This is a genomic window from Roseovarius conchicola (assembly GCF_041403425.1).
Taxonomy (GTDB): Bacteria; Pseudomonadota; Alphaproteobacteria; order Rhodobacterales; family Rhodobacteraceae; genus Roseovarius; species Roseovarius conchicola.
On record NZ_JBGEHK010000005.1, the window covers coordinates 225,898 to 239,508 of the forward strand.

At 60.8% G+C, this 13,611-nt stretch carries 16 protein-coding genes; 6 read left to right on the forward strand and 10 right to left on the reverse strand.

What is annotated here, in order from left to right; translation table 11 throughout:
- Positions 1-72: 72 nt before the first annotated feature.
- Positions 73-570, forward strand: a complete 498-nt coding sequence (locus V6N02_RS15570; RefSeq protein ID WP_371226844.1) for a CAP domain-containing protein — start codon at positions 73-75, stop codon at positions 568-570.
- A 403-nt stretch (positions 571-973) separates the two neighbouring features.
- Positions 974-1,474 (forward strand): CAP domain-containing protein, encoded by a 501-nt coding sequence (locus V6N02_RS15575; protein ID WP_371226846.1) that lies wholly within the window; start codon positions 974-976, stop codon positions 1,472-1,474.
- Positions 1,475-1,489: 15 nt separating this feature from the next.
- Here the strand turns inward: V6N02_RS15575 and V6N02_RS15580 are convergent, their stop codons facing one another.
- Entirely contained in the window at positions 1,490-1,762 is a 273-nt protein-coding gene (locus V6N02_RS15580) for a hypothetical protein (RefSeq protein ID WP_371226848.1), read from the reverse strand.
- A 160-nt stretch (positions 1,763-1,922) separates the two neighbouring features.
- Here V6N02_RS15580 and mgtE point away from each other — a divergent pair, with 160 nt between their 5' ends.
- Complete coding sequence (gene mgtE / locus V6N02_RS15585) at positions 1,923-3,317, forward strand: magnesium transporter (protein ID WP_371226850.1); 1,395 nt, start codon at positions 1,923-1,925, stop codon at positions 3,315-3,317.
- Positions 3,314-3,871, forward strand: coding sequence for a 5-formyltetrahydrofolate cyclo-ligase (locus V6N02_RS15590; RefSeq protein WP_371226851.1), 558 nt, complete (start codon positions 3,314-3,316; stop codon positions 3,869-3,871). The genes mgtE and V6N02_RS15590 overlap by 4 nt, the downstream gene beginning before the upstream one ends.
- Here the strand turns inward: V6N02_RS15590 and V6N02_RS15595 are convergent, their stop codons facing one another.
- Positions 3,872-4,510: a GntR family transcriptional regulator gene (locus V6N02_RS15595; RefSeq protein WP_371226854.1), complete on the reverse strand. Its 639-nt coding sequence runs from the start codon at positions 4,508-4,510 to the stop codon at positions 3,872-3,874. It abuts the gene before it with no gap.
- 63 nt (positions 4,511-4,573) lie between these two features.
- On the opposite strand from V6N02_RS15595, the gene V6N02_RS15600 reads away from it, so the two are divergent.
- Both V6N02_RS15600 and V6N02_RS15605 read left to right on the forward strand, forming a co-directional pair.
- The gene (locus V6N02_RS15600) at positions 4,574-5,050 is read left to right on the forward strand and encodes an OsmC family protein (RefSeq protein WP_371226856.1); all 477 of its coding nucleotides are present in this window, start codon (positions 4,574-4,576) and stop codon (positions 5,048-5,050) included.
- Between the two features lie 160 nt (positions 5,051-5,210).
- Positions 5,211-6,029, forward strand: coding sequence for a DUF2189 domain-containing protein (locus V6N02_RS15605; RefSeq protein ID WP_371226858.1), 819 nt, complete (start codon positions 5,211-5,213; stop codon positions 6,027-6,029).
- Positions 6,030-6,249: 220 nt separating this feature from the next.
- Here V6N02_RS15605 and V6N02_RS15610 read toward each other — a convergent pair whose 3' ends face one another.
- The 8 genes from V6N02_RS15610 to V6N02_RS15645 form a co-directional block, all read right to left on the reverse strand.
- A complete protein-coding gene (locus V6N02_RS15610) occupies positions 6,250-6,552 on the reverse strand; it encodes a hypothetical protein (protein WP_371226860.1) in 303 nt (100 codons plus the stop codon).
- A 23-nt stretch (positions 6,553-6,575) separates the two neighbouring features.
- On the reverse strand, positions 6,576-6,806 hold the full coding sequence (locus V6N02_RS15615; protein ID WP_371226863.1) for a hypothetical protein: 231 nt from the start codon (positions 6,804-6,806) through the stop codon (positions 6,576-6,578).
- 12 nt (positions 6,807-6,818) lie between these two features.
- Positions 6,819-8,258 carry an ammonium transporter gene (locus V6N02_RS15620; RefSeq protein ID WP_371226865.1) on the reverse strand — a complete coding sequence of 480 codons (1,440 nt, stop codon included), beginning with the start codon at positions 8,256-8,258 and terminating at the stop codon, positions 6,819-6,821.
- Positions 8,259-8,570: 312 nt separating this feature from the next.
- Positions 8,571-9,845 carry an aspartate aminotransferase family protein gene (locus V6N02_RS15625; protein ID WP_371226867.1) on the reverse strand — a complete coding sequence of 425 codons (1,275 nt, stop codon included), beginning with the start codon at positions 9,843-9,845 and terminating at the stop codon, positions 8,571-8,573.
- Between the two features lie 9 nt (positions 9,846-9,854).
- Positions 9,855-10,958 carry a mandelate racemase/muconate lactonizing enzyme family protein gene (locus V6N02_RS15630; protein ID WP_371226869.1) on the reverse strand — a complete coding sequence of 368 codons (1,104 nt, stop codon included), beginning with the start codon at positions 10,956-10,958 and terminating at the stop codon, positions 9,855-9,857.
- A gap of 15 nt (positions 10,959-10,973) precedes the next feature.
- On the reverse strand, positions 10,974-12,080 hold the full coding sequence (locus tag V6N02_RS15635) for a mandelate racemase/muconate lactonizing enzyme family protein (RefSeq protein ID WP_371226871.1): 1,107 nt from the start codon (positions 12,078-12,080) through the stop codon (positions 10,974-10,976).
- 133 nt (positions 12,081-12,213) lie between these two features.
- Positions 12,214-12,501, reverse strand: a complete 288-nt coding sequence (locus V6N02_RS15640) for a cupin domain-containing protein (RefSeq protein WP_371226872.1) — start codon at positions 12,499-12,501, stop codon at positions 12,214-12,216.
- Positions 12,498-13,610 (reverse strand): mandelate racemase/muconate lactonizing enzyme family protein, encoded by a 1,113-nt coding sequence (locus tag V6N02_RS15645; protein ID WP_371226874.1) that lies wholly within the window; start codon positions 13,608-13,610, stop codon positions 12,498-12,500. The genes V6N02_RS15640 and V6N02_RS15645 overlap by 4 nt, the downstream gene beginning before the upstream one ends.
- Between the last annotated feature and the right edge of the window lies 1 nt (position 13,611).

Sequence of the window (13,611 nt, forward strand, 5' to 3'; positions counted from 1 at the left end):
CTTTTTCGGGGGGCTGGCGTCAGAGCGAGTGACGCGCTAGCGTGGAAAAAACGCTCTCAGGGAGATGAAGACATGCGCAGACCACTTCAGATTTGTACCGGCCTTGCCCTTGTTATGGTGCTGGCCCAATGCGTCCCGGCCACCAGCCCCAGTGCCTCGGCCCCCGCACCGAGCCAGACCGCCGGCACAGCGCCTGCAGCAAACTCCAGCGACGGCGCGTTGCTGAACGCGGTCCGTGCAGAAAATGGCCGCTCGGCCTTGCGCCCAAATGCTGCGCTGAACCGTGCCGCCAGTGTCCACGCCCGTGATATGGGCACCAATAATTTCATAGGCCACACTGGCAGCGACGGTAGCAAGATGCGGGAGCGTGCCCGCAGACAGGGCTATTCCGCCTGCCATATCGCCGAAAACGTGGCTCTGGGACAGGGCAGCGCCAGCGCGGTGATGAACCAATGGATGAATTCTCCCCCGCACCGCAGGAATATCCTGAACGGCAAGTCGCAAGACTATGGTCTGGCCCGCGGACCGGGGAATGCGTGGGTCCTGCTTCTGGCGCAACCAGGCTGCTGAGCGCGCGAGGCTTGCAGTTAGGGGGGATCGCCCGCCGAGTGACGCCCGCGTCATTTCACAAATCCCAGAGCCAGCACCCCTGAGGGTCGCGCTGGTCCGGCTGACGTTGCCGCACAGGCGCACGCGGCCCGGTTCGGTATCGACTTCTATGCCTCTGTTTTCCCGACCGTCTTGCAGGACAACCCGGCTCATGACGGCTGGCATGAGTTGATCTTTGTCGGTCGCGCACGGCGTGATGTTGCCCACGAGGTTTCACCACAGCCTCTCTGAGCGATAATTCGTCACTATTCTGCCGACTTTGGTTCCTATTTCCGCCGGTTTTACCTGCCAGGAAATAAAAGTTGGCACGGCTTTTGCATGATGACTAACGTGCCGCAAAAAGAAGCGAGCTATGAGGTTGCAGATGGGTAAGTTCAGATCAGTTTTGGCAGGTTTCGTGTTGGTTATGGGCTTGGCCCAGTGTGCCTCGACAACCGGTGACAGCGCCTATGCACCAACGGTGACGCGGTCCGACAATGTCGCCTTTCCTGCCAGCATGGATGGTGGCGCGATGCTGAATGCGCTGCGGACTCAGAACGGTCGTCACGCCCTGCGTCCCAACAGGGCCCTGATGCGCGCCGCTCAGATGCATGCGCAGGATATGGGCACCAACAATTTCATGGACCACAGGGGCAGCAACGGCAGCAAGGTGCGTCAGCGCGCCAGCAGGCACGGCTACAGGGCCTGCAATATCGCCGAGAATCTCGGGCTGGGCCAGGGCAGCGCCAGCGAAGTGATGAACCAGTGGATGAACTCACCTGCGCATCGCAAGAACATGTTGCATGGCCAGATGAAAGAATACGGCCTGGCGCGTGGACCGCGCAACGCATGGGTGCTTGTCTTTGGTGCCCCGGGCTGCGGCTGAACGGGATTCCCGGCGTCAGCCGAAAAACTTTGGCTTGAGTTTCAACAGCGTTTCGCAGGTTTCCCGTCCGATCCTGTCGGCCAGTTCCAACGCCTCCTGATGCGCGGCATAGCCGGTGGCGACGGCCGCCTCGATCGAGCGGCTTTGCACAAGGCTTGCCACCAACTCGGGATGCTCGCGTGCGTATCCATCGCCAAACGCGGCATCAATGGCGTTGATCGCCTCGCTCAGATGCGCGGCTGTCTCGCTTGATTTGGGTTGTGACATGGGCAGAGAGCTGTCTGGCATGGGCGCGTCCTTTCACTGATTTTGCATAGACATAGCGCGACCGCGCAGCGAGCCTAGGGCGTGTTGGTTATCATCGGACAGGCCCGCGGCCCCTAATGCCATTGTTTTTCGCGAGGGCCTTCTTTAATCCTGTCACCAACCGCAGATCATGGGGGCGGATATGGCCGATCAAGACAATCAGACCGACCTCGACCCCGAGCGCGACGACAATCCCTATGAGTTGGACCGACAGGCCGTAGCCCGCATCATCTATGCGGTCGATGCGGGGGATCGCGATCTGCTTCTGGCCGAGATGGAGCCGATGCACCCGGCCGACATCGCCGACCTTCTGGAACAGGTCAACGCCTTTGACCGCCGCCGCCTGCTGGAACTTTATGGCCCGGAATTTGACGGCGATCTGCTGTCCGAACTGGACGAGTCGATCCGCGAAGAGGTGATCACCCTTCTCCATCCCGAGGTTCTGGCCGAGGCGGTGCGCGATCTGGACAGCGACGACGTGGTCGATCTGGTCGAAGATCTGGAAGATCATCAGCAGGAAGCCATCCTCGAAGTGCTGGAAGACAGCGACCGGGTGGCGGTCCAGCAATCGCTGACCTATCCGGAAACATCCGCGGGCCGCCTGATGCAGCGCGAGGTGGTGATGGCGCCCGAGCACTGGAATGTGGGCGAGGCGATTGATTTTCTGCGCGATCAGGATGACCTGCCCGAGCAGTTTTATCACGTCACCCTGGTCGACCCGCGTCTCAAGCCCGTCGGCAATGTCAGCCTGGGCAAGCTGATGGGCTCGCGCCGGGAAATCCTGCTGACCTCGATTGTCGAGGACACTTTTCACGTCATCCCCGTCACGCAGGACGAGGGCGATGTGGCCTATGCGTTCAACCAATATCACCTGATTTCCGCGCCCGTCGTGGACGAAGACGACCGGCTGGTCGGCATGATCACCATCGACGATGCCATGGTGGTGCTGGACGAGGAACACGAGGAAGACATCCTGCGCCTTGCCGGTGTGGACGAGGAAAGCAGCCTTAGCGACAAGGTTATTGAGACCACCAAGCGCCGCTTCCCGTGGCTGGCCGTGAACCTTGTCACGGCGATCCTGGCCTCTCTGGTGATCGCGCAGTTCGATGTGATCATCGCGCAATTCGTGGCGCTCGCCGTGTTGATGCCCATCGTGGCGTCCATGGGCGGCAATGCGGGCACCCAAAGCCTGACGGTGGCGGTGCGCGCCATTGCAACCAAGGACCTCACCGGCTCCAACGTCTGGCGGGTCATCCGGCGCGAGGTGCTGGTGGGGCTGATCAACGGGGTGATCTTTGCCGTGGTGATGGGGATTGTCGGCGTCGTGTGGTTCGGCGGGCCGGAACTGGGCTATGTCATCGCCGCGGCCATGGTGATCAACCTCGTTGTCGCCGGTCTGGCGGGCACGGTGATCCCCGTTCTGCTGGACCGAATGGGCATTGACCCGGCTCTGGCCTCGGGGGCATTCGTGACCACGGTGACGGATGTGGTGGGTTTCTTTGCCTTCCTGGGGCTTGCAGCGGTGGTGTTGTTATGAACGATCTGACTGAAATCAAAGCTGCGGCGCGCAAGGCCGCCTTTGCCCGGCGCAAGGTCGCCCATGGGCAGGACAAAGGGGCAGGGGCGGGCCTTCTGTCCGAGGTGCTGGCCGGGCATCGCGGCGTGCCATTGTCTGGCTACATGCCGATCCGGACCGAGATGGATCCGGTCCCCGCGATGGAGGAAGCTGCCGCTCATGGCCCTGTTGGCGTGCCGGTGATCATCGGCAAAGGTCAGCCCCTGCGCTTTTCCCGGTGGGAGCCGGGCTGTGCCATGAAAGGCGGACCTTTCGGCGCGAGGGTTCCCGAGGTGGATGACTTCTTTGAACCTGAAATCCTGATTGTCCCGATGGTGGCCTTTGATCGTTTGGGCGGGCGGCTGGGCTATGGCGGTGGGTTCTATGACCGCACGCTGGAATTGCTGCGCGCCAAACGCCCGACGCTGGCCATCGGGTTTGCCTATGGCGCGCAAGAGGCTGACAGCCTGCCGCTGGAACCCACGGACCAACCTTTGGACATGCTGATCACCGAGACCGAGGTGATCACCTTCTGATCAGGGCTGCGGCGTTTCTGCCTTGCGCATGGCCCGCAGCAACAGGTTGCGCGCGGCCTTGAGGTGACGCCTCAGCAAGCGGCGCGCCTCTTTCGGCGCGCCAGCGTGGCAGGCTGTGACAATCGCCTCATGCTCGCTCAGCCAGCGCTCTGTCTGATCGCTCAGCTGGTGGTAGCCGGCAATCTGGGCCCGGCACTTGCGCCGCAGATCATCACACAGCGCAACCTGCTGCGGGCTGTCTGCTGCGGCATAAAGGGCAGCATGGAACATCTGATCGCCCTCGGCCCAGTTCTGTTGCCGGGCCTCCAGCGACGAGCGTTGCAAAGCATAGTCAATCGCGCGCAGGCGCTGCGCGTTCATCAGGGGCACGGCCCGAAACAGCAGGTCCCCCTCCAGCAGGATGCGCATATGATAGAGGCTTTCGATATCTTTCCGGCTCAGTTCAACCACCGTGGCGGTGCGATTGGGGCTGGCGGTGATCAAACCATCTGCTGCCAGTTGGGCCAGGGCATCCCGGATGGGAATGCGACTGACCTGAAACTGCCGCGCCAGGTCGGACTGGGACAGCGGCGTGCCGGGGGGCAGGGCCCCGGACAGGATCTCGTCTTGCAGCGCGGTTGCGATGTCGTGTGGTGTCATGGCATTGCCCTTAGATTGTATACATGTATACAATTTATCAGAATCAGCACAAGGATAACGGACATGGCAGAGCATGAGTACACTGCCCGCGTGGTCTGGACCGGCAATCGCGGGCAGGGGAATGCGACCTATAAGGGTTATGATCGCAATTGGGAGGTGCGCACCCCCGGCAAGCCCGTCATCCCCTGCTCAAACGATCCGCTGCTGGGCGGTGATCCGACGCTGCACAATCCCGAGGATATGCTGATCGCTGCCCTCAGCGCCTGTCACATGCTGTGGTATCTGCATCTGTCTTTTGATGCGGGCATCGTGGTGCAGGCCTATGCGGATGATCCGCTGGCAGTGGGCGAAACTGATGCGAGCGGGGCCAGCCGTTTCCTGCGCTGCACGCTGCGCCCCCGGATCACCGTGGCAGCGGGCACCGACGTGGCCCGCGCCGATGCGGTCCATCACGAGATTCACAAGACCTGTTTCATCGCGCGCTCGGTGAACTTCCCGGTGTCTTACGAGGCGCGGTATCAGATCGCAGGGGTGTCGTGACCGGGATCTTGTCTGCTGCGCAGAATCTGGCTGCTATACCCCCCACTTGCCCTTAGGCCTCACCTGTTGCAAACTTGTGTGCGGAGGAGGACGCGCGTTTTACCGCTGGCTCCGTTGGCAAACCGACCAACGTGATGCCATGCTTTGGGAGGAATGTGTCATGACACCCAAGACCGCAGGGTCCACACCGCCGGACGATCTGACGCCGCAACAGCAACCCATGCCAGAGGTCAATATAGTGACTGCGGGGGATATCACCGCATCTCTGAAGGCCGGGTTTTCCGATTTTCTGGCGCGCCCTTTCATGAGCGGCTTCTTCGGCCTGTTCTATGCGGTGTTCGGAATCCTGTTTGTCTGGAGCCTGGTCTGGCTCGGCCAGATCTGGATGATCATTCCCGCCATAGTCGGCTTTCCACTGGTCGCGCCTTTTGCCGCTGCCGGGCTTTATGAGATGTCCCGCCGGTTGCAGAAGGAAGAGAGTTTCGGATGGTCGGACATCCTCACCGTCATGGCCAATCAACGCAAACGCGAAATGGGATGGATGGCCTTTGTCACCCTGTTCATTTTCTGGGTCTGGATGTACCAGGTCCGGCTGTGGCTGGCGATCATCCTGCAAGACGCATCCTTCTCGGATTTTGACGGGTTCCTGAACACCGTCTTCTTCACACCAGAGGGCTGGACCTTCCTTGCGATTGGCACCTGCGCAGGCGCAATTCTGTCGGCCGCCCTGTTCACGGTGACCGTGGTCGCCATGCCCATGCTGCTGGAGCGGGACACAGATTTCGTGTCCGCGATGCTTACCTCCATTCGCGTTGTCACCGAAAACCCCGTGGTCATGCTTGGCTGGGCGGCGATCATCTCGGTCACCATGCTGATTTCTCTGGTTCCGGCGTTTCTGGGTCTGGTCTTCACCCTGCCGATCCTTGGCCACACCACATGGCATCTCTATCAGCGGGCCGTATCCCCGGTCGAGGGCTGATCCAAACCCTTTGCGTTTGACCGGAATCGCTTGTTCGCAGGCCGCCGCCTGCGGTCGAATGCGAACAGCGATCAGATTGTCTGAGGCAAAACACAAAATGCGCTGTCTAGGATGTTTTCCACACCCGGGGCGCCCATTTCTCAGGTCAGGAAACCCGCGCGTATGATGATCATCCGTGGGATCGTGATGTAGGACTACATCTGGGCGAACATGGTCTTGGTCATCTTCCCCTGATCTTCGCGGCTGCCATGCCAGCAAGTTGTTCTTCCACCTTGGGTCCGTCTTCCGTGTCGGTCGTTTCGTTGCTTTTTGAATATTGGTTTAATTTTGGATCGCCAATAAGATCGATGTTGCGCCAATTTTGCGGGTTTGCGAGGGGTATCCATCCAAAACCGCCAACGCATGCAGGGCGTGTTTTCCTGGCGACTAAAGAATATGCCGATGGGTTATTCTGTAATGCGGCTGATAAAATTGCAGCGGACTTTACGTAAAGAAATGGCGCCGCCCAATTGGGCGGCGCCATCAGTTTCTTGCAAAGAGAGTCGGTTACTCCTTGGCTTCCTCCTCGAAGACCCGTTTCAATCGCTCGGGGCTTCGGGCGGCCGCCTCGTCGGCTTCCATCTCTTTCTTCTCGATCCTGCCCTGCAGGATGTGGAACAGGAGCCAGAAGGCAAGCCCGGCGACAAAGAGCAGCATCTCGGTGCCCACCATCGGGTAGATCGGGCCGATTTGTGACAAGTCGGCACCTGCCCATGTTTCTACAACTGTTGTTGACATGATAAGCCCTCCTTAGCTCAGCAATCCGAGGCGTTTGGCCTCGGCGATATCCGCTTCCGAGATGGCAATCGCATCCATCTCCTCGGCGATCTCTTCGCTCATATCCAGGCCCACCAGTTCCACGGCGGCCGGAACCCGCAGCATCCCCATCCCTTGCAGGATCTTGGAGACGATGAAGGCCGGGATAAAGCCCAGAACGATGAACATGATGCAGGCCCCGATGAACTGACCCCACGGGGTAATCACGGTTGCCGGATCATGATAGGCGGCTGTTGCCGGGTGACCCCAGAGCATGAAGCCACAGATCACAAGGCCGATGAAGCCGGCATAGCCATGCACGGCAATCGCGCCGACCGGATCATCGATCTTGAACTTCCGCTCGACCCAGAAATGCAGCTTGTAGGCACAATAGGCCCCGATCGCGCCGATGAACATCGCCTGGATCGGATGATACAGGTCATTGCCCGCACTGGCGGTGATGACCCCGGCCAGACCGGCCGAGTAGGTCCAGAAGGCTTCGCCCTTGGACACCACGTAACCTGCTAACAATCCGCCGGAAAGCGACATCAGGAAGTTGAACACGATGGCCGACAGGGTGGTCGGTGTCAGGTAAATCGTCGTGGCGGTAAAGTTCACCACGCCTTCCGCTCCGCCCAGTGACCCATGATCGATGATCGGCACGTTACAGGCCACGTAGAAGCCCCAGAACCCGGCATAGATCAGGAACAGGCCAATGGTGACCAGCCACTTGTTATGCGGGTTGATGTTGCGCGGGGTGCCATCGGGGGCAAACTTGCCGATCCGTGGTCCAAGTACGCAGACCACGCCAAGGGCAAAGCCACCGGCAATCGCGTGGATCACGCCAGACGCATAAGCATCGTGATAGCCCAGCTTGGTCACCATCCAGCCATCGGGATGCCAGCCCCAGGCCGCATCAATGATCCAGGTGAACGAGCCGATGACAACGGCCAGGATCCAGAAGGCCGAGGGGCGAATACGTTCGATGGTTGCACCCGAAACGATCGAGGCCGCGGTCCAGCTGAACAGCAGGAAGGCTGCCCAGAACACGCCGTTCAAACGGTTCCAGAAGGCGTTGCCCAGATCAGCACCATAGCCTTGCGCCGATTCAAGTGTTTCGGTCGACCCACCCAAGTGGGTGCCCATCAGTTCGCTCCATGGAACAGCATTGTCAGATTGGGTGATGCTTGCGCCTGAAAATGGCCCGAAATTCGGGAAGGCAAAGTAGATCCACCACCCGAAGAAGAAGAACGTGACGGTCACCAGCGGAATCAGCATGGTGTTTTTCATCAGAGTGTGAACGTGGTTCTTGTGGCGTGTCGCGCCGACTTCGTACATGCAAAATCCGACATGGATCAGGAACATAAGCGGCACAGTGGCCCAATAATAAAACTCGGTGAAAATCACCGTTAATGCGCCGATATCGGTATCCATTCAATGTCCTCCCGTTGAGACGTTTCTTGTGTATTCGGGGCTCTTTTTGGTGTGTTGCGGCCCCTGTTAAGTGGACCAGAATTGGTCCGTTCATGTCTTCACGCTAGGCCAAGCTGCTCAAACAGGCGACAGTTTTTCCGTCAAAACACCGCTCATAACAGTCAGATTGGCGAGTATTGTTTCTTGAGTGTAATAAAATTTTCCCAACAGTTCAATTTTGAATCTAATTGCGACTATTATGAGTGTTATTACGGCGTTACCCTAAAGTGACCGGTAAATTGGTCTAAAGTGTCAACCTAATTTGCCGGCGGTTTAGGTCAGGGATTCGGCCGCCGCTGCGTAGGCGGCCCGTGTCTGGTCCAGATCGGCCTCACTCAGCGCGAGACAGGGATAGGTTTTGCCCGGCGACTTGAACACTCCATGGTCCCGCAATGTGGCGTTGAACGTGGCACCGCGCGCGGTGTCGGCCTGCACCACGTCGCGGTAATCGCGCACCTCGCGATCGGTGAACACGATCTCGAACAGGGTCCGGTCGCCGACAATCTGATGCGGAATGTCGCGGGCATTTAGCGCCTCGGAAGCCATGCCCATCAATTGCTGCCCCAGCCCCCGCAGCCGGTCGTACTGGCCCTCGCGGCGCAGGATTTCCATGGTTTTCATGCCCGCCACGGCGGCCACCGGGTTGCCCGACAGGGTGCCCAATTGCATCAGGAATCCCTCGGCCCCCACCTTGGCCTTGTCGAAATGCGCCATGATATCGGCCCGCCCCGTCAAGGCGGCCAGCGGGAACCCCCCGCCAATGATCTTGCCCAGCGTGCAGATGTCAGGGGTCACCCCATAAAGTTCCTGCGCCCCGCCATAGGCAAAGCGAAAGCCCGTGACCACCTCGTCAAAGATCAGTACGATGCCATATTTGTCGGCCTCATCGCGCAGCAATTGCAGGAAACCGGGCAGGGGCGGGATGATGCGTTGCAGCGGCTCGACAATGATCGCGGCCACCTGATCGCCATACTCGGCCAGAAGCGAGCGGATATAGTCGAAATCATTGAATGGTGCGATCAGCATTTCGGCGGCGACACCATCGGGGATGCCCGGGCTGTCGGGCACGGCCTGCGGAAAGTTGACCATCCGCGTCGGGGCAAGGCTCATCTGGGCCTCGGCACTCATCCCATGATAGCCGCCTTCAAACTTCACGATCTTGTCACGTCCGGTAAAAGCGCGCGCCACGCGCATCGCGTACATATCCGCCTCGCCGCCCGAGGTGACATAGCGCAGCATCTCGCCACAGGCCATCGCATCCACAATCTGCTCGGCCAGCTCGATCCCGGCGGCGTTGTTGGCAAAAAAGGTCATCCCCTTGGGAATTTGTTCAAAGACAGCCTCCTGCACTTCTTCATTGCCATGCCCCAACAGCATCGGGCCCGATCCGATCAGGTAATCAATGTATTCATTGCCATCCTCGTCCCAGACGCGGGCGCCCTTGCCCTCGCGAATGATGATGCCGGGATCGAAATTGCCAAAACCACCGCCGGGCAAAACCTCGTTTGCACGGGCGATCCAGTCGGATTGAGTGCCGATTTTCAACATGTTTCTCTCCTAATCCAGAACCAACTGAGGTGTGCCAAGGGCGGCTTCATCCACGGTGATGCCAAGGCCCACACCCTCGGGCGGGGCGATACGACCTTTGGCGCGGGCCGGGGCGTCTGGCGCAAGGCGCGGTCCGACATAATGGCTGAGGTCGCAGGTATTCATCACCCCGCGTCCGGGCGTGCTTGCCGCCAGGTGCAGACCTGCGGCCATGGTGATGTCCGACCCCCAGGTATCCTCAACGCACATCTGCGTGCCCAGGGTCAGGCACAGATCGCGGCAGACGCGCATCGCCGACAGCCCGCCCATCTTGGACAGTTTCAGCGCGGCGGCATCCATGCATCCCTGCCGATGGCCCTCAAGCAAGCTCCTGATATCATGCGCGTTCTCGTCCAGCTTCATCGGCAGGCCGGTGGCCGCGCGCACATGGGCGCATTCCTCGATCGTGCGGCAGGGCTGTTCCAGCATCACGTCCAGATGCGCCACCGCGCGGCCCACGCGGGTGGCACTCAGCGCGTCAGCCCCGCAGTTCCAGTCGCCGTAAACCAGCGGCCCATCGCCCACCGCCTCGCGCACCTGCACCAGCCGGGCCACATCGGCCTGCCAGTCATTGTCGGCCCCCAGTTTGACCTGAAACTGCGTCATCCCCTCGGCCTGGGCTTCGCGGGCCATGCGGGCCATTTCATCAGGCGCCACGCAGGTGATCGAATGATAGAGCGGCATATCCGCCACCTGCCGTCCGCCCAACAGCGCATAAAGCGGCAGTTTGGCGGCCTTGCCGGTCAGATCCCACAGCGCCGTGTCGATGGCCGACTTGGCATAGCGGTGGCCGGGCAGATGGGCATGAAGCCGCTCCATCACCGCCTCGGGGCCAACCGGATCGGCCCCCAGCAGAACCGGGGCGATTTCTTCAACGGCGGGGGCCACGCCATCGGCATAAGCCTCAAGATAATGCGGGATCGGACAGACCTCGCCCCAGCCGATCAGGCCGGTATCGGTATCAAGGCGGATCACCGTTGTGATGGTGACATCACAGGTCTTGCCCGAGGCCATGTAATAGGTCTCGTGGCTGGTCAGTGGAACGCTCCAAAGAGATATGCGATTGATCTTCATGGCTGTTGTCCGGGTCTAATCATAGCAGGCTACCGGGTCGCCAAGCTGATCCACATCCGGCTCCACGCCCAAGCCGGGGGTGGTCGGTGGCGTGGCAAACCCGTCGATATTGCGCGCACCTTGCCCGGGAACCGGATCGATGCTGAGGTGATAATGGCACAGCCAGCTGGCCAGCCGGTTGGCCTCGGGCGTCGAGGCCGCCAGATGGATCGCCGCCGTGTCGGCAAGGGCCGAACCGCCCACATCCTCAATATGCATCTGCCAGCCCACCGAGACGCCGAAATCCCGGATTTGACGCGCGCGGGTCAGCCCGCCGACGCGGTTTGGCTTGACCTTGACGCCTTCGCACGCGCCGCGTTTCCACGCCTCAAGGTGATCCTGAAACCCATGCAGACATTCATCCAGCATGATCGGGTTCTGCACGCGCGCGGCGACATGGGCGCATTGATCCAGTGTCTCGCAGGGCTGTTCCACCCAGTCGCGGGCCGTGACCGAGTTCAGCACCTCGATGGCCGCCGCCGGTTGCCACGCGCGGTTCACATCGAAGGTGACCTTGTGGCCCTTGGGCAGCCCGGTCGAGATCGCTTCGATACGATCGATATCGAGGCTGATATCGGTGCCACCCACCTTGGCGGAATGCACCCTATAGCCTTTGGCGGCGGCCTTTTCGATCAGCGCCAGCATTTCGTCAGGCGTGCCAGTGGAAATCGACGAGTTCACCGCCACCGGTGCGGCCTGATCGCCGCCCATCAATTGCCACACGGACAGGCCAGCGACCTTGCCCAGAATATCCCAACAGGCCATGTCGACAGGCGATTTCACGTAAGGGTGGCCGGGCAGGGCGACATCCATCACCCGGTTGATATGCTCCAGACTGCGCGGATCCTGCCCGATCAGGGCATGGGCCAGCGTCTCGATCCCCGCCCGAATGCCGGGGCCATGGGCGGGCAGATAGGTGTGCCCCCAGGGGCAGCCTTCGCCCCAGCCGCTGATGCCTTCATCGGTGTTGATGCGAATGAATGTGCTGTCCAGCCGCTCAAACTTCAGCCGCCCGCCGGACAGCCAATAGGGCTCGGTCAGCGGCAGATCGAGCTGCCAGAGAGTGAGGCGGGTGATCTTCATGGCGCCGCTCCGCGCGATATCCGGCCGGGTGTGAACGCAGGCGCAGCAGGTGTTGCGCCGCCTCCGGCGTCGCCGTGGGGGCAGCCCTGCGGGCCGCTGAGTTGAGTATTTCTGGCAAGATGAAGAAGGGTGGTCATTTCAGTTCCACCTCGACAAAGCTCATCGGAGCGTCACCTGCATTGATCACGTTATGCTCAACGCCTTCTTCGCGGCGATAGGCGGTGCCCGCGGGCACAGTGACGTGGTTCACTTCGCCGCCGGGCAGTTCCAGTCGCATGTGGCAATCGGTGATTGCTGTGATGACATAATCAAACCCGTGCCGATGCCAGCCGGTTTGCTGTCCGGGTTCAAAATCGAAACGGGTGACACGCGTGCGCGCATCATCGATCATCTGGGTCGCGGTGCAGGTCATGTCGCTCATAGAGGCTCTCCATAGCTGGCCACTGGCGCACCGAGGCTGTCGAAATCGGGGGTGACCCCAAGGCCGGGCGTGTCGGTGGCGTAAAGCTTGCCATCGCGGGTGGTCGGGCCGCCAATGCCGGTGGACCGCGTGTTGTAATTCATCAGGTCGGTCGAGTTGATCAGGTCGTCCTCGGGCGTCGAGGCTGCAAAGTGGGCGACGGCGGCGCTGGTGATCTCGCCGCCCCAAGTATCCTCGGCCACCACGGGGATACGATTTTCCACCAGGTAATCCCGCACGCGTCGTGCCTTGGACAGCCCCCCAAGGTTCGAGATTTTCAGACAGCACATCTCGGCCCCCATATCCGCCACGATCCGTTGCGCGGCGTGCAGGCCGGTGACGCATTCATCCAGCTTCATCGGCTGCGTGGCGACGCGGCGCACCTGTTGGCATTCCTCGTAAGTCTTGCAAGGCTGTTCCAGAATGAAATCAAGGTCTTGCGTCGCGCGCGCCACCCGGATGGCATTGTCCACGCGCCAGCCCTGATTGGCATCGGCCATGGCCTTTTCACCGGGTTGCAAGAGCGGCACGGTTTCGCGGATACGCTCGATATCCGTGGCCCAGTCGGCGCCCACCTTGATCTGGAACTGCCGGTATCCGGCGGCGCGGTGGCGGTCCATCTCGGCGATGGTTTCCTCCAACGCGCGTTGTGGCGCGACGCGGTACATCGGCGCGCCATCACACAGCTTGCCACCCATCAGCATCCAGACCGGCTGTCCCGTGGCCTGACCCAGAATGTCCCAGAAGGCCGCATCAAAGGGTGCCTTGGCATAGCCATGCCCCTGCACCAGATGATCCATCAGCCGTTCCATCCGGGCGACCTGACGCGGGTCTTCGCCAAGCAGAGAGGGCGCGGCCAGCCGGGCAAAGGACTCGACCCCCTCGGAATGGGCGACCATGTAGTTTTCACCGCAGGGCGTGAACTCACCACACCCTTGAAGCCCCGCGTCGGTATCCACCACCACGACCGAGGCTTTGGCGACGGAAATCGCATTGCCCGCACCCCAGCCATAGCTGCCATCGACATAAGGCAGATCGGTTTTATAGATGCGGATGCGGGTGATTTTCATG